A 20,498-nucleotide genomic window follows, 5' to 3' on the forward strand; every position below is an offset into this window, starting at 1 on the left:
CGACCATAGGGTTCGGGTCGGGTCCGCAGCGGCAAATTTTTAGGCTTTGAATTTGAAGGACCGCAACAATGAAGAAAAATTCGTTTCTCAGTCGCTTCAAGTTAGTGAAAGCGCACCGGATGGACGTGTCAGAAGATGACCTGCCTTCGGATTATGGGCGCAGGCTGCCCCTGGTGAAGAAATCTGAACTCAAGGTCCTTTTTCGTACCGTTCTGGAAGAAAAGCGGGCGGACCTGCCATCGCGACGCCGGTGATGGCGTACCACCCCGGATAGTTCAGGCCCGTCCGTTTGAACCGGTCAGTCTTACCCTGTCAGACCCGGGATTTTTCGAACTTTTCCCAAGCAGATTGAAACGCATTGAAATCAAACCCCGGCTGCGCGGCAGCGTCGAGCACGATGCGCTCGGTGGACAGCAATTTCTGAATCGCGTCCTCTAGCTGGTCGACAACATCTTCCGGTATCACCAGCGCGCCGTGCCGGTCGGCATGGATCAGATCACCGGGATTGACCGAAAGACCAAAGATCGAGACCGGCGTATCGACCTCACGCACGTGGACGAAACCGTGGCTGGGCCCGACCGATCCGGCAACCACCGGGAACCCCTGTGGCAGATCGCCAAGGTCGCGCATGACGCCGTTCGTCAGCGCGCCTGACATGCCAAACCCCTTGTGTACGGTTGTGTTGATCTCACCCCAATAGGCTCCGATACAGTTAGGGAAATCGACATCCTCGATCACCGCGACCGAGGGTGCGGGACCTTCGGCCATGTATTTGTAATAGGCCATCCGGCGTTCCCTGATGACCTCGGGCGCCTCGGACGGCGGCTGCACAGCGGCGATCTTAGCCGTACGGGCATACCCCACGATAGAAGGTTCCAACGGGGCCGAACACAGCATGGTGCCGCGCGTGAAGCCGTTAAATCCGCGCTTGCCCTGCGCCACCTCGATGGCGTTGCAGACGGTGGGGGTGTCAACCTTGCGCAACAGGGTCAGAAGGGACGGTGTCATGGGGCCTCCAGCCAGCGGATAAGGGCCGCTGTTGTTTCATTGGGTTGTTCCAGAGTGGGCAGGTGCCCGGCCTCTTCGATAATGCGCAGCGTGCTATTGGGTATCAGATCGTGCATCAGCCGGTGTCGCTCGACCGGGCACAGGCCATCCTCGCGCCCGCACATCACCAGTGAAGGGCCGGGATAGGCGGCCAGTATTTCGGTCTGGTCCGGGCGATCCATCAAAGCGCGGGATTGGCGCAGGAATACGTCCGGACCCAGATCAACGGCCATCGCCATGCACAGGTCCAGAATGGCCCCTTGATGCGGGCCATCAGCCAGATAGTTGGGCTTCATCTCGTCCCGCATTACCTGCCGCAACTGACCCGCCTGAACGGCCTTCATCTGCGGCCCACGCCGGGCTTTGACCTCGGGCTTTTCGGCCAGCGGATTGGTGTCCAACAGCGCCAACCGTTCAACGCGAATCGGGGCTTGCCGCACCACCTCCATCGCAACGATGCCGCCCATCGACAGCCCCGCCAATGCAAAAACCGGCGGCGCGTTCGATAAGATATCAGCCGCCATCGCCTGAACACTGTCTTGCTTCGCCAACGGGAAAGTCATTAGGGGGCGCGACCCGGACAACGTGGCAATCTGTGGCTGAAACAACCGCGCATCACACATCATACCGGGCAAAAGAACCAGCGGTGTCATGCCGAGGCCAGTTTTGCACCCTCGGACAACGCCGTCAGCTTGGCATAGGCAATATCGGGATCAACGGCCCCAAAACCTGCGAAGGTGCCAAACCCACAATCGCTGCCCGCGATCACCCGATCGGCGCCGACGATATCGGTAAACCGCGTGATCCGCTGCGCCACCAGTTCGGGGTGTTCGACGAAATTGGTGGTGGTGTCGACCACACCGGGAACCAGAACCTTGTCGTCCGGAATCTCGGAATTACGGTCGCGGAACACGGTCCATTCATGGGCGTGGCGCGGGTTCGAGGTTTCGAACAACACATAGCAGGACTTGGTCGCCATCAGAGTGCTGAACACCTTATCCATGGCGATATCACAGCAATGTGGCCCTTCGTAATTGCCCCAGCAGATATGCACCCGCACCCGGTCCTGCGGTACATTCTGCAGCGCGTGGTTCAGGGCCTCGACATGCATGTCAGCGATTTTGACGAACTCTTCATCGCTCAAGTCGGTGAACAGCATGTGACGTGACAGGGCCAGATCAGGGCAATCCAGCTGCAAATCCAACCCGGCGGCCACGATGGTTTCGTATTCGTCCTTCATCGCATCGGCCAGCGCGGCCAGATAAGTCTCACGCGTGGGGTAGAAATCGTTCTGCAGAAACAGCGAGATGACGCCTGGTGAGGCGGCATTCATAAAGCCCTGCCTGGCCCCGTGCTGCGCCATCGCAGCCTTGAGGTTGGCGATGTCCTTCTCAAGCTCGCCCTGCCCTTTCGACCGCACCTCGCCTGTACATTGAGGCCGCGCATATTGCGGCGTGCCACCATCATCAGCCAGCCGTTGCAAAAAACCGGGAAACATCTTCAGATCGGCAGGCGCATTGCGCGGACTGTCACCCGAGAACCCAGTGTAGCGGTCTTTGACATAGGTGGCGTAAGAAATCTTTGAGGTCTCGCCATCGCTGACGATATCCACACCGGCTTCGACCTGTTTGCGTACGGTTTCGGATACGGCCGCAGCCATGCTCGCGTCGAATGCGTCCTGATCGAACGGCTCTTCGCGTTCGCGCGCGAAGATGAAATCCACCACTTCCTGAGAGCGTGGCAGCGACCCGACATGCGTTGTCTTTACGGTCATGGAACCTCCGTTAATTCTTGCGTGCCATCAGCACGGTGTGGCTTTGGGTCTCCGGGTCCTTGGCCAGAAATCCGGTCATGATCATCCCGTTTTCTTCAAGGCAGGTGGCGTATCCGGCGGGTGAGAGCGAGGCGTGATATACGAGCTCTCCGCCAACGGTTCCCTGCTCCTCACCTGCGCTGGGGCCAACGGTCAGCATCAGCATACCGCCCTTGCGCAGATGGCGAGCCATCCGGGCGATGCAGTCTTTCTGCTCGACCGCAGTCAGGTGGAAAAAGCTGTTCCAGGCGACGATGCCATCAAAGCTCTGGTCCAGTTCGAATTCCCGCATATCGGCCTGCCGCCAGTCGCCATCGGGCCAACGGCTGCGGGCGATCTCAAGCATGGCCTCGGAAAAATCGACACCTGTGACGGTGAACCCTTCGGCCTTGAACCAGCGGGCGATGGGCTCACCGGTACCGCAGCCCAGATCAAGGACGTGATCGCCAGGCTTCAGACTGGCAGTGAAGCGCGCCAGCCAGCGCGCTTCGAACAGGGCGCGCGAGCGTTGCTCGTCATAGGCCCTGGCCTGCCGTTCATAAACGGCATGGGTATCGTTTGGATCGACGGTCATTCGGTCCATGTTGCCCCGGCGGGGTCATCGGTCGCGGTGATGCGGTACAGGCCTGCCTGCCCGGTCATGGACGGCGCGACAGTGTAAGCCTCACCCGGCATCACCAGCGCGGTATCGCCGTTGGACAATGTGACCTCATACCCATCTACGGTGATACGCCAGTGGCCGCTGGCGGGCATCAGAACCACAGGCTTTTCCGCTTTGACAGGATCGTTCACAGCCGAGCCGCGGGTCAGGAAATCAACCTCGAACCCCGGCTTGTCCTTGATAAGACCGGCCTCACCAATCACCAGCGCAGGTTTATCGGCGGCCAGTGCAATCAGGTCCCAATAGCGGGCGACGTATTTGCCGATCACCGCGTCGACCGGCACCTCGGGATAGGCTTTCAACTCCTCCTCGGTCAGCAAGGGCATCGGGCGGACATTGTGGGGCAGCTCCTGACCTTTTTTACTGTCATAAAGCACACCGTTGTCGCCCAACATCAAACCATGTGCCTGCGCGTCCTCGATTACCTGCGGGGCCCACGTGACACCACCACCGGCATCATCACCACCGAGGATCGACATGATCATGCCGTAGTCCTGACCGACATTCTCGAACCCGCGGAAGATACCGGTGGGGATGTTAAAGATATCTCCCTCTTCGGCAATGAACTCTCCGGCGGTGCCATAACGGCCCCAGAAGAACCGCCAGCGGCCTTTGGCCACAAAAAACACCTCGGCCGTGGTGTGGCTGTGCAATGAGTTTCGGCATTTCGGCGGCTGACCCGCCGCGCCAATGTTAAATCCGATCTTGTCAGTGATGTGGACGTGCTGATCGGGCGATTCCGACACGCCGCCACCGACGATCGTAAAATTCTCTTTCTGATCGCTACCCGGTGTGTGGGCATCGATAAAGGCGGTTTTGCAGGGTTGCAGCTCGCCATAACGGACGATGCGTTGTTGAATGGTGCTCATGACCGTGTCTCCTTGGATTTGGGGGAAAGATGGGATCAATTCCCGCCCCCCGGAGGCCGATTGTTCAGACGCCGCGCGCGCAGCGACGCACGATGCGTATGGTACCGCCGCGCCGCCTGGCTGGCGTTTAGGGATGAGACCATCGCGGTCACCTAACCTTCTCCACCCTGCAGCAAGATCTGTTTCCAGATCGAGGTCTCATCGAACAATGTATATTCCCGCCGCAGCTGTGGCTGACCGCCGATCAGCGCGCCGAATTCAGCATGGCTGATGCCCAGAACATAGACCTGTGCGCCGGTTGGGGCACCAAACGCACCCCAGCCATCATGCTTGCCCCAAAGACTCCAGCGTAGCGCAGCACGGGGCGGCATGTTCGGATCATCGCGACCAATCTGGTGTTCAACCTTGAATTCCGCATTGGGGAAGCTGGCGCGCAGACCCATCCAGAACCGATCCACCGCATCCCAGCCGTGGCCGGTGACACCGCCGACATATTCGGACTGCACGGCGCGGTCATATTCAGCCTCGACCACACCCATATCGGCATTCATGATCTTGGTTAGAATATAGGCATAGCGCTGACCCCACTCGTTGTCATTGCCACTACCTTTATAAGGGCCGGGCTGATCGATTTCTGGCGTCAGGGGTTTGACGCAATTCTCTGCTCCGCCCTCACGCGCGATCAGGTCGGCGGCGTATTCCTTGGGATCCCAGCCCATCTGCCGGACGATGGCGCCCTGATCGCGGATCAACCACTCATCGTCGATCTGATTATCTTTAGCGTGACAGTCGGCCAGAATCCGATAGCGCAGCTTTGTGCCGGTTGGCTTGCCATACACGCCTTCGGCCAGATGCGTTGCGGTCGAGATGATCCGGTGCGAGCTTAGCATCCCCTCTTCCGGCGTGCCGGACCAGATCACATCCTCACCCAGCAGTTGCCGATCCGGAAATTCGGCCAGTGTTGCCATGGTCGCACCGATGACATTCTGATTGCCTAGAACTACAGATCCTGGAGAGCGCACGACGATATCCTTACTGTAATAGTCGTGCAGCGTGGCAATACCCCGGTCTTCCCAAATTTCCTTGGTGATACCGATGATATAGTCGGGAAAATCCCGGAACTTCGGATCGAAGCCTTTCATATGTCTGTCCTTTGTGGGGTCCACCCTTTTGGCAACCGGGCCGAGGTCCGCACGATCAGCGGCCCGTCTATGGCCACCTTGCGCGGCTCGGCTGCGTCCGGGGTGTCGATATGTTCAAAAAGGGCGGCGACGGTTTCGGCGACCATCATGTTGGCCCGTTGCCGGATCGTAGTCAGATTATAGGCGGGCCACCCGGCGGGCGGCACGTCGTCATAGCCCACGACCGAGACATCCTCGGGCACCCGCAGGCCAAGTTCAAAGCGGATCACATCCATCACCGCCAGCGCCATATGGTCGTTGGCGACAAAGACGGCATCGGGGCGTTGATCCGGTGCAACGTCAAACATCCGCCGCGCAGCTGCGCGGGCGTTTTCGGTATGGAATTCGCCCACATCATGGGCATAGACCTCTTGACCGGCCTCTGCCAACGCGGCGCGAAACCCGGCCTCGCGATCCCGCTGGGTCGAAGCCCCTTGCCAGCCGGCGATATAGGCGATCCGTTTGTGGACCCCAGCGATCAAAAACTCGGCCACTTTGCGGCCGCCGGCATAGTTGTCCGAGGTGACCGTGGTTATGCCTTCGATATCCTGGCTTCGGTTGAACAGCACAACCGGCACCCCAGCCTGCTGACACCTCATGGCGATATCCGACGACATCGGAACCGAAGCCAAAATGACCCCATCCACCTGATAGTCGAGGATTTCATCCATCACATCGTCAATATTCCCGGCCGAGCGCGAGGCCATGAAGATCAACACATGATAGCCCTGCTCTTGCAAGGCGTTCGAGAGTTTCTCAAGCGCCTCCGGATAGAAGTAGTTGTCCAGATACCCTACAACCAACCCGATGATGCGGCTTTTGCCGGATACCATCGCACGGGCCAGAACATTGGGGCGGTAACCAAGCTCGGCGGCGGCTTTGCGCACTTTCTCTTCGGTCTTTTTGCTGACCGAGGCACCGGGCGTGAACACCCGGCTGACTGCGGACTGACTGACGCCCGCCAACTGCGCAACCTGAAGGGATGTGACTTTTTCTGCCATCAGTCCGCTGTCCACCCCCCGTCAATCAACATCGAGGTTCCGGTCACCAGCGCCGAGGCGTCCGAGGCCAGGTAGGTGACCGCGCCCATGATATCCTCGACCTCGCCCACACGGTCCAGCTTGATCTTTTCCATGATCCAGGCGGCCCGTTCGGGGTTGTCGAAAGTGGCTTGCGTCAGCGGCGTGCGGATGAAGGTCGGGCAAACAGTATTGATACGGATGCGCTGCTTGCCCCATTCGATCGCCATGGCTTTGACCATACCCTCAAGCCCATGCTTAGTCGCACAGTACAGCGCCCGGTCGACGCCGCCGACGTGGCCCATCTGGCTTGAGATATGGATGATCGAGCCCGGCTTGCCCGCCCCCATCAGTGCTTTGGCCGCATAGGCCGAAAGGAAATAGGCCGACCGCAGATTTACATCCGTGACCGCATCGAAATCCTCGGGTGTTGTGTCAATGGCCGCGCTGTGGCGCGCAGTGCCGGCGGAATTCACCACGATGTCAAAGACACGTCCTTCGAACACCTGCCGAAGGGCATTCAAATCGCCCTGATCCACAACCGCAGCCTCAGCCGACCAACCCTGCGCCTGCAAGGCTGCAACGGTTTCAGCCAGCCGGTCCGCCCCACGGGCTGCGCAGACCACATGCGCCCCGGCCTCGGCCAAGGCCACGGCACAACCCTGCCCGATCCCCGAGGACGCGCCGGTCACAAGCGCGGTTTTGCCGTTCAACGAAAACGAAGGGGTACGGGGCAGGTTAGTCATCAGCTCAATCCATCTGGCGTTTCAATGCGGCCCAGATTGCGGGCCTTGTTGAATTCTCGCAAACGGGCAAAGACGTCAACGCCAAGCTGGCGGTAAGCATCCAGAAGATCGACCAGCACCCAGTTTTCACGGATACGCCCGTTCTCGAGCCGCCAGAAATCCAGACTGCGCATGGTGATTTTCTTGCCCGAGGGCGCAATCCCCATCCAACCGTCATGGGTCACCGTCTGGATCATGTTTGGCCAACCGGTCACAGCTGCATACTCGCCATCACCGAAGAAATGATAGGTGATGTCATCCACATATTGCCCACGATCCGGCATGCCGTTCAGGAACGGAATCTGGTGCCAATTGCGAAAACCCGCATAACCGCGCCCAGTACCAATGCCCGAAGGCCCGTACCAGTTCATGCGTGGATGCCAGAACCGCTCCATCTCCATCACTTCGGGGCCACCTTGTGACGGGTGTTTTTTCAAGTGTTCCAGCATGTCGATAATGTGTTGGCACGTCGCCTTGCTCTTGGCCGCATCGTAAGGTCCGGGCACGAACCCGTCCTGAGTGGCTGGTCCGGGCACATGCCATTCACGGCCAAGGCTGGGGGCCATCGGCCAGGCGTTGGCCTGCATCATCACCTCAGGGATGTCCCAGAGCGCCTGAACCTCGACGACCTTGCCATCCACGAACCGATAGAATTCGTGGAACCGCATGGTGACCTGATGGCCGGTCGGCGGGATATCCAGCCATGGCCCGGTAAAGGTGCCGGTGTAATACCCCCCGCACCCGACCCAGTCCGCGCCGTCTTCGTCCGGCCCTGCCATGACGATATAGTCGCGACGCTCCAGATCGGGCCATGCGTCCAGCAGGCCCTTATAGGCGCAGTCGTAATATGCATCGCTGCCGATACTGTCACCAAAGGGATGGCATAGGTGGAACACTGCGTCCGATGTCGTGACCTCAGCCAGCGCCTTGCGGACGCCGGCATAGGAAAAATCGTACATCGCGGCCCTGAGCGGAGCGATCAGGGCCTTGTGCTGTGTGTGCTTGTCGCTCATTCAGCAGCATCCCGATACGGGGCGGGCTCGCCGTAAGGCACGTTGATGCCGCCATAGCGGCGTACCCGCACGTTGCACTGCTCGGCGTGGCCCACAAACCCCTCAAGCATGCACAGGCGTGAGCCATATTCGCCGATCAGCGTTGCCGCCTCGTCAGTCAGAACCTTTTGATAGCTATGCGTTTTCAGATACTTACCCACCCAAAGACCACCGGTATAGCGCCCGGCTTTCTTCGTCGGCAAAGTATGGTTCGTGCCGATCACCTTATCTCCGTTCGAGACATTGGTGCGCGGACCAAGGAACAGCGCGCCATAGCAGGTCATGTTCTCAAGGAACCAATCATCCCGGTCCGTCATCACCTGTACATGCTCGGACGCAATGTCATCGGCGACCTGCAGCATCTCATCATAGGTGTCGCAAACGATCACTTCGCCATATTCGTCCCACGATACTTTCGCGGTGCCTGCTGTGGGTAGGATACCCAGCAGACGGTCGACCTCGGCCATCGTGTCCTCGGCCAGTTTGCGAGAATTGGTCAGCAACACGCAGGGACTGTTATAGCCGTGTTCGGCCTGACCCAGCAGGTCGGTCGCGCAGAGTTCCGCATCGGCGGCTGTCTCATCGGCGATGACCATGGTCTCGGTCGGGCCTGCGAACAGGTCGATGCCGACACGGCCGAACAGTTGCCGCTTGGCTTCGGCCACAAAGGCGTTGCCCGGGCCGACCAGCATATGCACAGGATCAATCGTTTCAGTGCCCAGTGCCATCGCACCAATGGCCTGAATACCACCCATGACGTATATCTCATGCGCGCCGCCCAGATGCATCGCCGCAATCACCGCTGCGTTGGGCTTGCCATTGAACGGAGGGGTACAGGCGATAATCCGCGGCACGCCCGCCACCGAGGCCGTTGCCACCGACATATGGGCCGAGGCGACCATCGGGAATTTGCCACCGGGCACATAGCATCCCACCGACTGCACAGGGATGTTCTTGTGGCCCAGAATAACGCCGGGCAGGGTTTCGACCTCGATATCCACCATGGAATCGCGCTGCGCCTGCGCAAAGTTGCGCACCTGTTCTTGCGCGAATTTGATGTCGGCCAGCTCACGGTCGGTCAGTTGTCCGATGAGGTCATCAATGTCCTGCTGAGACAGGCGGAAATAAGGCGGCGAATAGTTGTCGAACTTTTCGCTCAGCTCCCGCACGGCGGCATCGCCGCGGGTTTCGATGTCTTTCAGGGTCGCTTCGACCACGGCGCGGGTTTTGGCGTCATCTTCGGCCCGGTCAGCGTCAGATTTACCGCGTTTGAGATACTCGATTGTCATGTTTCCAATCCTCAGTTTTCGGGTCGGGGAGCTACTTTTTCACCCCGGTCAAAAGCTTCCCAGCCTTCTCCCTGGAACAGATCGACACCCAGCTGCGCCGCGACATGCGCGAAATCGACATTCACCCAGTTGTCGACGATCTTGCCATCGACCACTTTCCAGAAATCCATGTAACGGATTTCGACCCGTTTGCCGGTTGGGGCGATGCCCAGGAACTCACCGGAATGGGTGGCTTCCTGACGGCCAAACGCTGCGGCCCATTCGCCCATGTACAGGCGGGCCTCATCAATGCAGGTCTTGTCCGAGAACGCGGCCTGAAACGGGCGCTGCCAATTGTCCTGAAACTCTTGCAGGCCAGTCTTGGTGCCGCAGCCCTGATTGCCCATCCAGCGAAAGCCTTGAGAAAAGAATTCGCCAATGTCATCAATGCGGTGGTCGTTCAGGCCATCGACCATGGTTTCGATCACGCGGCGCGTGTCTTCGGTTTTGTTCAGGTCCGTGTCGCGGGTCAGAACCGCTTGTTCGGGGCGGGAACCTTTCATCTTTCTATCCTTTCAGGTTGCCGAGGGAGGGATTGGGTCAAGAAACCCCAACGCTTAGAAAATCCCTGGGCATCCTGTTCAGCGCCGGGTGGCGCGACAGCGCGTTATGGCGTGCGTTCTTGCTCATCAGCCTTTCACCGCCCCGGCGGTCAGACCGCTGACGATCTGGCGCTGGAAGATCAGAACAAGAAAAATCAGCGGTGCGGTGATCGATACGGCGGCTGCCACGGCGACCACCTGATCGGTTGTCGTGGTCTCACGGTTGAACATGCCGACAATGGCCGGAACCATGGTCTGGTTCTGCGCATCCAGCAGCAGCGACGTGACGAGGATGTCGTTATACGCCAGCAGGAAGCTAAACAGCCCAGTGGTGATCACGCCCGGCCACATCACCGGCATGATCACGCGGCGGAACGCCTGGAAGTGGTTGCAGCCATCGACGCGCGCGGCCTCATCCAGTTCGGCCGGGATGTTCTGAAAGAACGACCGCAGCATCCAAATGGTGAAAGGCTGGTTAATCGCCACCAGCACGGCAATCACTGCAAAAGGCTTACCATAAAGCGTGGGCGCGTTTTCCCCTAAGATCGGCGCCAACCATTCGGATGAGCTGATGAAGACCGGCAAGTAGCTGGCCACCAGCGCCGAGGGCGGCAAGGCGCGAAAGATCAGCGCAACGATCAGCAGCCAGAACGCCAGAGTCGAACCCGACCGCGCCAGCCCGTAGCCCGCCAGTGTCCCAACCGACAGCGACAGAACAACAACCCCCGTGGTTACGATCAGCGAGTTCTTGAAGTTGTTCGAAAATCCCCGGTCGATCCAAACGGTTTTATAGTGTTCGGTCGTCAGCCCCAATATGTCGCGACCCAGAGGGCCAAAGAGCGGGTTCAGCACGCTCAAAATCGCGGGCAGGATCACGAAGAACACGACCAGAAAGGCCACGACGGCGGCCAAAATGCCAATCACCCAGCCAAACCACTCCTGACCTTCTTTGGAATAGGCTTTGATCATCGCGGGCATCTTCTTGGTCACCAGAGCAATCGTGCCCCAGATCACGGCAATCCCGAGGATGATATCCAGCAGTGAAAGACCGTTGCCATTGGCCAGCGTCGTTGGCCCGAAGATCACGTTGAGGGCGTTGCCGTCAAAGGCATCGACCGGAGATTTGAAGCTCATCACCGTGATCCAGAAGATCGGGAAGATAGCGACGATGCACCAGAAGGCCAGGAAGATGTTCGAGGTCAGCCGCAGGCTGAGCGGTTGGCGAAGCGCGCGCGAGGACATATCAGTGACCTCCTTTATGGTCGCGCCATGTCCGGCGCAGCGGGAAGATAAGCAGGATGGCGATACCGATCATGGTCAGCATAGCGCTGGCCGAAGCCCGGCTGATCGAACGGTTGCCCGCCTGATCAGGCACCAGGAAGTCATAGGTCAGCCACTGCAATGAGATGACATAGCCCTGGCTGGCGAAACCCACGATCTCTTCGAACACGCGATAGCTGTCCATCAGGTGAATCATCGCCACAAAGATGATCAGCGGCATCAGATGCGGGATGACGATGTATTTCATCCGCTGCCAACGGGTTGCGCCGTCAATCACAGCGCTCTCCAGGCTGTCCTGATTGACGGTTTGCAGACCGGCATAGAATATGATGGCGGCAAAGGGGGCGACGTGCCAGACGCGGTAGAGCATCATCAGCACCTCAATCGTCCACGCCTGTGCAAACAGTGCGATATCGCGGTTCAGCCACCATTCCAGCATCGCCGTCAGGATGCCGTCACCCCGGAACAGCCAGTTGACCGACAGCACACCAATCACCGGGGTGATAATGAAAGGCAGCAATGAGACAAAGATGACCGGTCCCCGAATCCACTGTGCGGCGTTGTTGATCATCACCGCAATCCCCAAGCCACAGACAACAACCAGAGGCAGGGTAATCAGGGTAAAGGTCAGGGTGAACCGCAGCGCTTTCCAGAAGTTGATGGTGGACAACACGTTCCAGTTGCCGTCACTGATTGCGCGCCAGGCCCGTTCGGGTTCCAGCACGTTGCGATAGCTTTCCCAACCGACAAACTGGGTTTGGGTGATAATCTTGCCTTCTTCATCCAACTGTGGTTGCGAGACCGTCTCGGTCACGCAGGTCTGCGTCAGAAACCCGGGGGTGCAGGTTTCGATTTCGACTGACTCATAAATCGGTTGGGTGACGTAAAAGCTCTGCTTGAACACGCTGATCAGCGGGAACGCAATGAAGAGAAGCATCATAAAGACAGAGGGGCCAACAAAGGCGGCAAATGTCCGGAAATTCATGGCTCTGCCTTTCTCATGGTTCTCAAGGGAGACAAGGGATGGGAGGACCTAGGCCCTCCCGCCAGAAGGATTAGTTATTAACCAAACCGGCCTCTTTGGCAGCGGTCAGATACTCGGCTTCGATGTCAGCCAGAGTGGTCTGGGCATCTTTGGCGCCGGTCAAATAGTCGGCCAGACCGTTGCCAAGCGCGCTATGCAGAACGCCCATCGGGGCAGACGCAGGGTACGCCTTTGCACCATTTTCCGCCGAAGCAGCGGCACCAGCCGCCAGATCACCCGGCGTGTAAGCCGGGCTCAGCCACACAGCAACATCGTTGTTGGCGCTTACCATGTCTCCGTCAATGCCTTCCATGACGACGCGGAAAGCAGCGTCCGCTTCTTCGTCGCTCATGTTCGCGGCCAGAACCACACCGTCCCACCAAATCGTGGTCGACGGCGCAGCAGCACCCATCGGCGCCGATGCCATGGTTACTTTTCCAACAACCTGGCTTTCGGCTTCGTCATTCATGGCAGCAGCACGGCTGGCCCACAGGTTTGCCATAGCGATCTTGCCCTGCTGGAACTGCTGCTGAACATAGGTGGAGTCCGAGACCAGATATTCCGGATCCATGAACTCGGTCATCGCCTTCATGGTCTCAAGAGCTTTGACACCCGTCTCGTTGTTGATCGAAGGCTGGTTGCCTTCGCCAAAGAACTCACCACCTTCGCCCATGTACATGTTGACGAATTCCTGAGCGAGGTTCCAACCGGTTTTGAAGGTGCCGCCAATCGGGTAGTCCATGACGCCCGCTTCCTTGATCTCGGCAGCAGCAGCCAGAACGTCGTCATAGGTCTTGGGTTCTTCGATGCCCAGATCAGCCAGAACGTCACTGCGGTACATCAGGTGTTGCGCGTTCACCATCATGGCAATCGCCATGATCTTGCCGTCCACCTTGATCAGCTGGTTGGGCAGAAGGTCCTGACCATATTTCTCAACCAGATCATCCAATGGACGTAACGAGCCCGCGTTCAGCAGCGGGATCATGGTTTCGTTGGCAACGCCGCCGATCTGATACAGCGAAGGGTTGGCAGCGAATGCTTCGGGTTGTTTCTCGCGAAATTCCTGGTCCAGCGAAGCACTGAAGTTGCCGCATTCGGCCATTGCTTCGGTGGCGGCCTTCCAGGCTTCGAACCCGGCCGAAAGTGATTTCAGCGGCACGTCATTTTCAAACGAACAGGCGGCCCATGCGCCACTTGCAGCGATGGACATGGCACCTGCCATGAGGATCGTCTTGAGTTTCATGCGTTTCTCCCTGTCAGGATCGGTCCGTCGTCGACGTCCGGACCGGTGTTAAGCCCGTATGGGCTGTTCGTGGGGTTGTTCCCCGATCCGCGCACCGCTTCCAGCTTCGAAGAGGTGACAGATTTCTTTGGGCACCGAGAACGAGACTTGCTCGCCAATCTCGGCCCGGAAGGCTTTGTCAGCCTTGACCGATACCAGCGCACCGCCGACCCGGACCGAGATCATGGTCGCGTCGCCCAGCAGCTCCAGCGTGTAGATCGGCGCGGTGATTTCACCCTGCCCCTCGGCAAGGCCGGCATCCTCAGCGCGAAAGCCCAATGTCATCGGACCGTCCGGTGCGTCGACCGGGATCGCCACGTGTTCGGTGCGGAACACTCCGCCCGAAACTTCGCCATCCATCAGATTCATCGCCGGTGAGCCGATAAAGCTAGCCACAAATGTATTGGCGGGCCGATCATAGATATCAGTCGGGCTGCCCACTTGCTGCACCACGCCTTGTTTCATCACAACAACTCGGTCGGCCAGCGTCATCGCCTCGATCTGGTCATGGGTCACGTAGATGGTGGTCACCGCCAACTCGTGGCTGAGGTTTTTGATCTGCGCCCGCGTCGAAACCCGCAGCTTGGCATCCAGGTTCGACAGCGGCTCGTCCATCAGGAACACGTTCGGTTCGCGCACGATGGCGCGGGCCAGTGCCACGCGCTGCCGCTGACCGCCCGACAATTCAGCCGGTTTACGGTGCAGGAAGTCGTCCAGTTCTACCATTGCGCTGGCGCGGCGCACCTTGTCGTCATGGGTCGACGGATCAATGCCGCGCACTTTCAAGGGAAAGCGGATGTTTTCATAGACGTTCATGTTGGGATAAAGCGCATAGCTCTGGAACACCATCGCCACATCGCGGTCCTTGGGTTCCAGATCGTTGACCACCTTGCCATCGACCAGAATTTCGCCCTCGGTCACATCCTCAAGACCCGCGATCATGCGCATCGTGGTGGTCTTGCCACAGCCCGACGGGCCCAGCAGAACCAGAAATTCGCGATCTGCGATGGTCAGGTCGAAATTGTGGACCCCTACAAAAGACCCCCAGCGCTTGCCGACGTTGCGCAATTGAATTTCCGCCATGGTGCCCCCTGAAAGGATTCGTTTGCATACGTTTGCAAAACAGTAATTCGCATATATCAAATCAGGCAAGACTTTTTTGCATACGTATGCAAAAATACGCGAAACTACCGAGTCGAATTCGCGGAATAGACCCCGCAACTTACTGATAAAGAACGGAAAGCGCCGTGAGTTTTCAAACCGAAAAAAAGCTGATCCTGTCGTTCCATGACGCGCTTAGCGGCGCCGATGGGGATGAGTTGACCACCGTCATGAAGCAATATTGCGCACCGAATCTGGTGTGGCACGGGTTTCACCCGTTCGACGAAATCGCAGGCCCTGACGCGGTGGCGCGCAGGTTCTGGCAGCCGCTGAAACACAGTCTGACCCACCTGCAGCGCCGACAGGATATCTTTTTTGCGGGCCACAATTCTCTTACCGAAGGGGGCGTCTGGGTAGTGTCGATGGGGCATCTGATGGGTCTGTTCGACGCGCCCTGGCTGGGCATCCGCCCCACCGGCAAGATGGCCCTGCTGCGGTATTGCGAATTTCACAAAGTTGCGGATGGCAAGATTACTGAAACGGCAATGTATTTCGACATTCCGCACCTGATGGTCCAGGCCGGTCAGAACCCCTTTCCGCCACAAACCGCCGCGCATCTGGTGCAGCCCGGACCGATGACCCATGACGGCATTTTAGCCGAGGATCAGTCCGCCGACGAAGGTCACAAGACGCTTGAGGTCATCAACGCCATGATCTCGGACCTTGGGCAGTGGGACAGCGGCTTGTCCCTGACGGATGAGCTGGCGCAAACCTGGCATGACGACATGATCTGGTGGGGGCCCGAAGGGATCGGTGCCACCTACACAATCGCACGTTACGCGCAGCAGCATTCCGGCCCGTTTCGCGCGGCCTTCACCGAACGCTCAAAGACTCAACATATCTGCCGCATGGCCGAGGGGCATTACGGCGGCTTTTTCGGCTGGCCCAATTTCACCGCCGTGCCCACGGGCGGTTTCATGGGGATGCCCGCCACCCGAAAGGCGGGGGAGTTTCGGGTGATCGACATCTATCGCCGTGCGGATGACAAGCTGGCCGAAAACTGGATCTTCATCGATCTTTTGCATTTCTGGAAACAGCAGGGCGTCGATATTCTGGCCCGCACAACCAGGATTGAAACACCATGAGGATTGATGCGCATCACCATCTGTGGGACCTGACCGCGGTGCACTATCCGTGGTTGATGGAAACGGGCGCGGTGCGGTTTTTTGGTGACCCCACCCCAATTCAACGCAATTACCTGCTGCCCGAGTTCCGCAATGATGCCAAAGGGTTTTCCGCCTCGGTCCATATCCAGGTGGGCGCGGCCGATCCCTGGGCCGAGGCGCATTGGATTCAGTCTGTTGCAGATCAAAATCCCGATTGGCCACTGGTTCAGGTTGCTTTTTGTGATCTGACCGCACCGGACGTGACCGCGCAGCTAGATCGTTTGCAAACCCTGGCCTCTGTGCGTGGGGTGCGTCAGATCATCGGCCGCGCACCGGGCGAGGATCAACTGTCCGGCACAAACGACCTGCTGGACAATCCAAGGTTTCTGGACGGGTTGAAACAGCTGGGCGACCGTGGCCTGTCATTTGACCTGCAATTGCTGCCTGAATTGATGGTGCAGACCGCCACCGTTCTGGCGCAGGCCCCTGCGACGCGGGTGGCGCTGTGCCATGCAGGGTCACCCCATGACCGGTCGGAACAAGGGTTGCAACGGTGGGCGCAAGCGCTGCATCACCTCTCGGCGCTGCCGCAGGTGACATGCAAACTGTCCGGTCTTGGCATGTTCGATCACAACTGGAGCGCCGACAGCGTGCGACCCATCGTGGACACATGCCTGACCCAATTCCGGCCCGATCGGTGCATGTTCGGGTCGAATTTCCCGGTCGACAGCCTGTCTTCCACCTATGCGGTTTTGGTTGAAAGGCACGGCGCGCTGGTTCCCGAACAAGACCACGATCTTGTCTTCGGAGACAGCGCGCGCCAGTTCTATCGCATATGATCCACGCGGTGCCTCGGCTCAGGATACCGACTGTTCCGACACGATCTCACCAAAGCGGGTGAAGAACTTACCCGACAGCTTTTTGGCCGTGCCCGCAATCAGGCGGCTACCAAGCTGAGCGATCTTGCCGCCAATATCGACCTTGGCTGTATAGGCCAACACGGTTTCATCCCCATCCTCGGTTAGAGTTACCTCAGCCCCGCCTTTGGCGAATCCCGCCGCCCCGCCCTTGCCTTCGCCGGTTAGGGAAAACCCACCTGGCGCGTTGGAATTGTCCAATGTAACTTCGCCTGCGAACTTCGCCTTTACCGGGCCAATCTTCAGGACCACTTTCGCCTCAAGTTCGTCGGGTGATGTCTGGGTCAGTTCTTCGCAACCCGGAATGCATTCGCGCAGGATTTCAGGGTTGTTCAAAGCCCGATGCACAACATCGCGTGGCGCCGTGATACGGATTTCGTCACTAAGTTCCATTCATGTTTCCTTTGTTCAACAGCATCTCGGAAATACCAAAAGTGCGGTCTCCGTCGCCTCTTTCGAGGTTTGTTTGGGACGCGCAGGCCACAAGGCCCGCAGCCAGTTAAGCACGTTTTTCATCATCAGACGTATCCCTTGTTTTTTCGGTGTTTCGCCACAACACGATCTCAGCCAGGATCGACACGGCAATCTCGTGCGGGTCGATCGCGTGAATATCCAACCCCGCTGGAGATTTGAGCCGCGCGGCGCGGGCCGGGTCCACTCCCTGAGAAACGAGTTTCGCCGTCAGCGTTTCGGCCTTTCGGCGGCTGGCCACCATGGAAACTCGGGCTGCATCGGTCTGCAACGCAGCCTTGAGCGCATCGGCATCGCCGCGACCTTGAGAGGCGACGACAACAAAATCCTGCACCTCTATCCCCAATTGCTCAATTGTATCTGCTGTGAATCGCTGAAACTCACCATCGATCTCAGCGCTTTCACTTATGCAAACACGGAACCCGGACAATGCACCATGGGCGGCCAGGGCCGTTGCAATCAGCGACTCGCCAAAAATCACCAGCCGCGGGGCGTGCTTATACGGCTCAACCAAAAGGTCGACCGTGCCACCCGATGGGCAACCGCTCTTGTATGTCTGCATACCGTCAGGATCGACCATGTTCACCACCTTGTCCGAGGGTTTGACACGAATCATCTGCGGTGACCCGCTGGCCACCGCCTGTTGCGCCGAAGCCCGCACAGCGCGCTGCACGCAGGCCCCGCCGAGATGCCCCAAGATGCGCCCGTCCTTGGTGATCGCTGCCTTTCCCCCAGCCTTGGCCGAGGTCGCGTCCGCCGTTCGTAGAACTGTCGCCACACAAAACGCGTCACCGGTCCGGCGTAGCTGCTCAATGGTGTCGAATATGTCGAAATTAGCCAACTTAGACTCCATTCATAACTTACGAAACTGCGGCTCCAACGCTGCCAATGCGTCGAGTGTATTGGCAGGCAAGTGGGCATCCAGATAGGGTGTGGCTGCCTGCATAGCGGCGGCAATAGGCTGATAGTCACGCCAGCCTTTCAGAGGGTTCAACCAGACGATCCGCCGTGCTTTGCGCCGAATACGCGCCAGTACATCGCTCAGCGCCTGCGGGTCGGAACTGCAATAGCCATCCGAGAGGATCAGCACAATTGTTCTACCATTCAGCGCGCGCGCGCCATATCCAGTGAGAAACCGCTCCAGACTGCCCGAGATATCGGTGCCGCCACCGAACCCCTCTGCCATCAGCGACAGTCGCCCCGCTGCACGCAACGTGTCGTGATCACGCAACGCATCCGTGACCCGCATCAGACGGGTGTGGAACAGATAGGCATCCGCTTGTGCATCGCCGCCAATCAAGCCTTTGAGAAACGAAAGAAAAACACGAGAATATATGGTCATCGAGCCACTTACATCGCACAGGGCCACGATCCGCATTGGGCGCGGTGGACGAGTGCGACGGTAAAGGTCTATCGGTTCACCTCCACGCGCAAGACTGGCGCGTTGGATTCGCCGCATGTCCAGCGCCGGGCCTCGTAAGGCTTGTTTACGGCGGCGCGAACGGCGGTCACGAATGGCGTTTGCAAGGGTTCTTGCAGCCTTTTCCGCCTGTTTTAGAGTCTCATCGTCCATAACCTCGCGCAAATCACGGCGCGACAGGTTGGCCGTACGGGTCGCAATCAGCTTCCCGTCTCTCCCCACGGCCTCCCCGTCGCCCGGATCAGGCACGGTGGCCTGATCCTTACCAGTATCTGAGTCTTGCGCCTCTTGCTGTTCACCCTGCCAAATCATCGGTTTCGCGGTTTGCACCCGGACATGCGCAGTGTGCGCCGTGCCCGTCCTCTGTTTGCCCGCGTTGAACCAAAAGGCGTCGAACAATTCATCAAACCTCCGCCATTGGTCAGCGTCGCCTGCCAGCAAGACACAGAGCGCCTGCCGAACCTGAGCGCTGTCCGTGGCCTCAACTGCAGTCAGAGCTGCCAGAGCATCTGCAGTTTCCGAAGGCCCAACCTGCAGGCCGTTCATCCGAAGATGCGCAATAAAGCCCGACATACGATCTGCAACGCCTGTGGCGCGAGTGGGAAAGCGCGTTACAGCCATCACGCCACCTTCCCGATCAAACGGTCCATCACCTCGGGCGGAGCGGCATCGTAGTCTGCCGCCGTTTTCAGCAGGCAGACCAGTGTTGCCTGCACTTCCTCACGTGATTTCGACAGATCATTGACGCCCAGCCCGGACAAGGCGGCCGCCCAATCCAACATCTCGGCAATGCCCGGCGTTTTTTCCAGGTCTTCCCTCCGCAATGCCTGCACGACGCCGATGATCTGTCGGGCCAGGGCCGCTTCGACCTCGGGCATCCGTGCCCGCAAGATCGCCATTTCCGTTGCTTGTGACGGGTAGTCGAGAAAACTGTACAGACACCTCCGGCGCAATGCATCTGACAAGTCCCGAGTCCCGTTGGCGGTTAAGATCACGATAGGTCGAACCCGCGCCTCAATAGTTCCAAGTTCGGGTATTGTGATCTGAAAGTCAGAGAGGATTTCCAACAGGTACGCCTCGAATTCCTCATCCGCCCGATCAATCTCGTCAATTAGCAAAACCGGAGGGACTTCTTCCGAAATAGCCTCTAACAAAGGCCGTTTCAGCAAATAATCATCCGTGAAAAGCTGCGATTCACTGGTGCCACCCTGCGATTCACTGGCACGGATAGCCAGCAACTGACGCTGATAGTTCCATTCGTAGATAGCATGGCTTGCATCTAGCCCCTCATAGCATTGCAGTCGGATCAGCCGTGTATCGCGCCACGCCGCCATCGCCTTAGCCACTTCGGTCTTGCCTACACCCGCTGGCCCTTCCAGCAGCAAGGGCCGACCCAATTGCTGCGCCAGATGCAGTGCCATCGCCAATCTATCATCGGCAACATAGCCTTGCGCGGCTAACCCTGTCTGCACATCACTCAAAGACAAAACCGGTATCCAATCTTCATATGGCCGTTAAACCTCGGGGGAGGTTCGGAGG

21 protein-coding genes are annotated in these 20,498 nt (G+C 58.6%); 2 read left to right on the plus strand and 19 right to left on the minus strand.

Annotated features, from left to right (window positions below; all coding sequences use genetic code 11):
- Nucleotides 1–312 precede the first annotated feature (312 nt).
- The 15 genes from AB1A64_RS16035 to AB1A64_RS16105 form a co-directional block, all read right to left on the minus strand.
- Entirely contained in the window at nucleotides 313–1,008 is a 696-nt protein-coding gene (locus tag AB1A64_RS16035; protein WP_366552332.1) for an RraA family protein, read from the minus strand.
- Nucleotides 1,005–1,700 (minus strand): alpha/beta hydrolase, encoded by a 696-nt coding sequence (locus AB1A64_RS16040; RefSeq protein ID WP_366552333.1) that lies wholly within the window; start codon nucleotides 1,698–1,700, stop codon nucleotides 1,005–1,007. Before AB1A64_RS16040 ends, AB1A64_RS16035 begins: the two co-directional genes overlap by 4 nt.
- On the minus strand, nucleotides 1,697–2,821 hold the full coding sequence (locus AB1A64_RS16045; protein ID WP_366552334.1) for a cobalamin-independent methionine synthase II family protein: 1,125 nt from the start codon (nucleotides 2,819–2,821) through the stop codon (nucleotides 1,697–1,699). Before AB1A64_RS16045 ends, AB1A64_RS16040 begins: the two co-directional genes overlap by 4 nt.
- Before the next feature lie 10 nt (nucleotides 2,822–2,831).
- Nucleotides 2,832–3,443 carry a class I SAM-dependent methyltransferase gene (locus tag AB1A64_RS16050; RefSeq protein WP_366552335.1) on the minus strand — a complete coding sequence of 204 codons (612 nt, stop codon included), beginning with the start codon at nucleotides 3,441–3,443 and terminating at the stop codon, nucleotides 2,832–2,834.
- A complete protein-coding gene (locus AB1A64_RS16055) occupies nucleotides 3,431–4,390 on the minus strand; it encodes a cupin (protein WP_366552336.1) in 960 nt (319 codons plus the stop codon). Before AB1A64_RS16055 ends, AB1A64_RS16050 begins: the two co-directional genes overlap by 13 nt.
- 152 nt (nucleotides 4,391–4,542) lie before the next feature.
- Nucleotides 4,543–5,532, minus strand: coding sequence for an ester cyclase (locus tag AB1A64_RS16060; RefSeq protein WP_366552337.1), 990 nt, complete (start codon nucleotides 5,530–5,532; stop codon nucleotides 4,543–4,545).
- Nucleotides 5,529–6,572 (minus strand): LacI family DNA-binding transcriptional regulator, encoded by a 1,044-nt coding sequence (locus AB1A64_RS16065; RefSeq protein ID WP_366552338.1) that lies wholly within the window; start codon nucleotides 6,570–6,572, stop codon nucleotides 5,529–5,531. Before AB1A64_RS16065 ends, AB1A64_RS16060 begins: the two co-directional genes overlap by 4 nt.
- The gene (locus AB1A64_RS16070) at nucleotides 6,572–7,336 is read right to left on the minus strand and encodes an SDR family oxidoreductase (RefSeq protein WP_366552339.1); all 765 of its coding nucleotides are present in this window, start codon (nucleotides 7,334–7,336) and stop codon (nucleotides 6,572–6,574) included. Before AB1A64_RS16070 ends, AB1A64_RS16065 begins: the two co-directional genes overlap by 1 nt.
- Nucleotides 7,336–8,388, minus strand: coding sequence for an ester cyclase (locus tag AB1A64_RS16075; protein WP_366552340.1), 1,053 nt, complete (start codon nucleotides 8,386–8,388; stop codon nucleotides 7,336–7,338). The genes AB1A64_RS16070 and AB1A64_RS16075 overlap by 1 nt, the downstream gene beginning before the upstream one ends.
- Nucleotides 8,385–9,716 (minus strand): histidinol dehydrogenase, encoded by a 1,332-nt coding sequence (hisD, locus tag AB1A64_RS16080; RefSeq protein WP_366552341.1) that lies wholly within the window; start codon nucleotides 9,714–9,716, stop codon nucleotides 8,385–8,387. Before hisD ends, AB1A64_RS16075 begins: the two co-directional genes overlap by 4 nt.
- An 11-nt stretch (nucleotides 9,717–9,727) precedes the next feature.
- Nucleotides 9,728–10,258 (minus strand): ester cyclase, encoded by a 531-nt coding sequence (locus AB1A64_RS16085; protein ID WP_366552342.1) that lies wholly within the window; start codon nucleotides 10,256–10,258, stop codon nucleotides 9,728–9,730.
- 126 nt (nucleotides 10,259–10,384) lie between these two features.
- Nucleotides 10,385–11,539 (minus strand): carbohydrate ABC transporter permease, encoded by a 1,155-nt coding sequence (locus AB1A64_RS16090; protein WP_366552343.1) that lies wholly within the window; start codon nucleotides 11,537–11,539, stop codon nucleotides 10,385–10,387.
- Between the two features lies 1 nt (nucleotide 11,540).
- A complete protein-coding gene (locus AB1A64_RS16095) occupies nucleotides 11,541–12,563 on the minus strand; it encodes a sugar ABC transporter permease (RefSeq protein ID WP_366552344.1) in 1,023 nt (340 codons plus the stop codon).
- A gap of 70 nt (nucleotides 12,564–12,633) precedes the next feature.
- Nucleotides 12,634–13,845, minus strand: a complete 1,212-nt coding sequence (locus AB1A64_RS16100) for an extracellular solute-binding protein (protein ID WP_366552345.1) — start codon at nucleotides 13,843–13,845, stop codon at nucleotides 12,634–12,636.
- 48 nt (nucleotides 13,846–13,893) lie between these two features.
- Entirely contained in the window at nucleotides 13,894–14,967 is a 1,074-nt protein-coding gene (locus tag AB1A64_RS16105) for an ABC transporter ATP-binding protein (RefSeq protein WP_366552346.1), read from the minus strand.
- Between the two features lie 164 nt (nucleotides 14,968–15,131).
- Here AB1A64_RS16105 and AB1A64_RS16110 point away from each other — a divergent pair, with 164 nt between their 5' ends.
- Together AB1A64_RS16110 and AB1A64_RS16115 are read left to right on the plus strand one after the other, a co-directional pair.
- Complete coding sequence (locus AB1A64_RS16110) at nucleotides 15,132–16,130, plus strand: nuclear transport factor 2 family protein (RefSeq protein ID WP_366552347.1); 999 nt, start codon at nucleotides 15,132–15,134, stop codon at nucleotides 16,128–16,130.
- A complete protein-coding gene (locus AB1A64_RS16115; RefSeq protein WP_366552348.1) occupies nucleotides 16,127–16,990 on the plus strand; it encodes an amidohydrolase family protein in 864 nt (287 codons plus the stop codon). The genes AB1A64_RS16110 and AB1A64_RS16115 overlap by 4 nt, the downstream gene beginning before the upstream one ends.
- Before the next feature lie 18 nt (nucleotides 16,991–17,008).
- Here the strand turns inward: AB1A64_RS16115 and AB1A64_RS16120 are convergent, their stop codons facing one another.
- The 4 genes from AB1A64_RS16120 to AB1A64_RS16135 form a co-directional block, all read right to left on the minus strand.
- On the minus strand, nucleotides 17,009–17,461 hold the full coding sequence (locus tag AB1A64_RS16120; protein ID WP_170396939.1) for a carbon monoxide dehydrogenase subunit G: 453 nt from the start codon (nucleotides 17,459–17,461) through the stop codon (nucleotides 17,009–17,011).
- 106 nt (nucleotides 17,462–17,567) lie between these two features.
- Nucleotides 17,568–18,380 (minus strand): XdhC family protein, encoded by an 813-nt coding sequence (locus AB1A64_RS16125; protein WP_366552349.1) that lies wholly within the window; start codon nucleotides 18,378–18,380, stop codon nucleotides 17,568–17,570.
- A gap of 12 nt (nucleotides 18,381–18,392) precedes the next feature.
- A complete protein-coding gene (locus tag AB1A64_RS16130) occupies nucleotides 18,393–19,580 on the minus strand; it encodes a VWA domain-containing protein (RefSeq protein WP_366552350.1) in 1,188 nt (395 codons plus the stop codon).
- Nucleotides 19,580–20,446: a MoxR family ATPase gene (locus tag AB1A64_RS16135; protein WP_366552351.1), complete on the minus strand. Its 867-nt coding sequence runs from the start codon at nucleotides 20,444–20,446 to the stop codon at nucleotides 19,580–19,582. The genes AB1A64_RS16130 and AB1A64_RS16135 overlap by 1 nt, the downstream gene beginning before the upstream one ends.
- Nucleotides 20,447–20,498 lie beyond the last annotated feature (52 nt).

It is taken from the genome of Ruegeria sp. ANG10, assembly GCF_040705255.1.
In the GTDB taxonomy this organism is placed as follows: domain Bacteria; phylum Pseudomonadota; class Alphaproteobacteria; order Rhodobacterales; family Rhodobacteraceae; genus Ruegeria.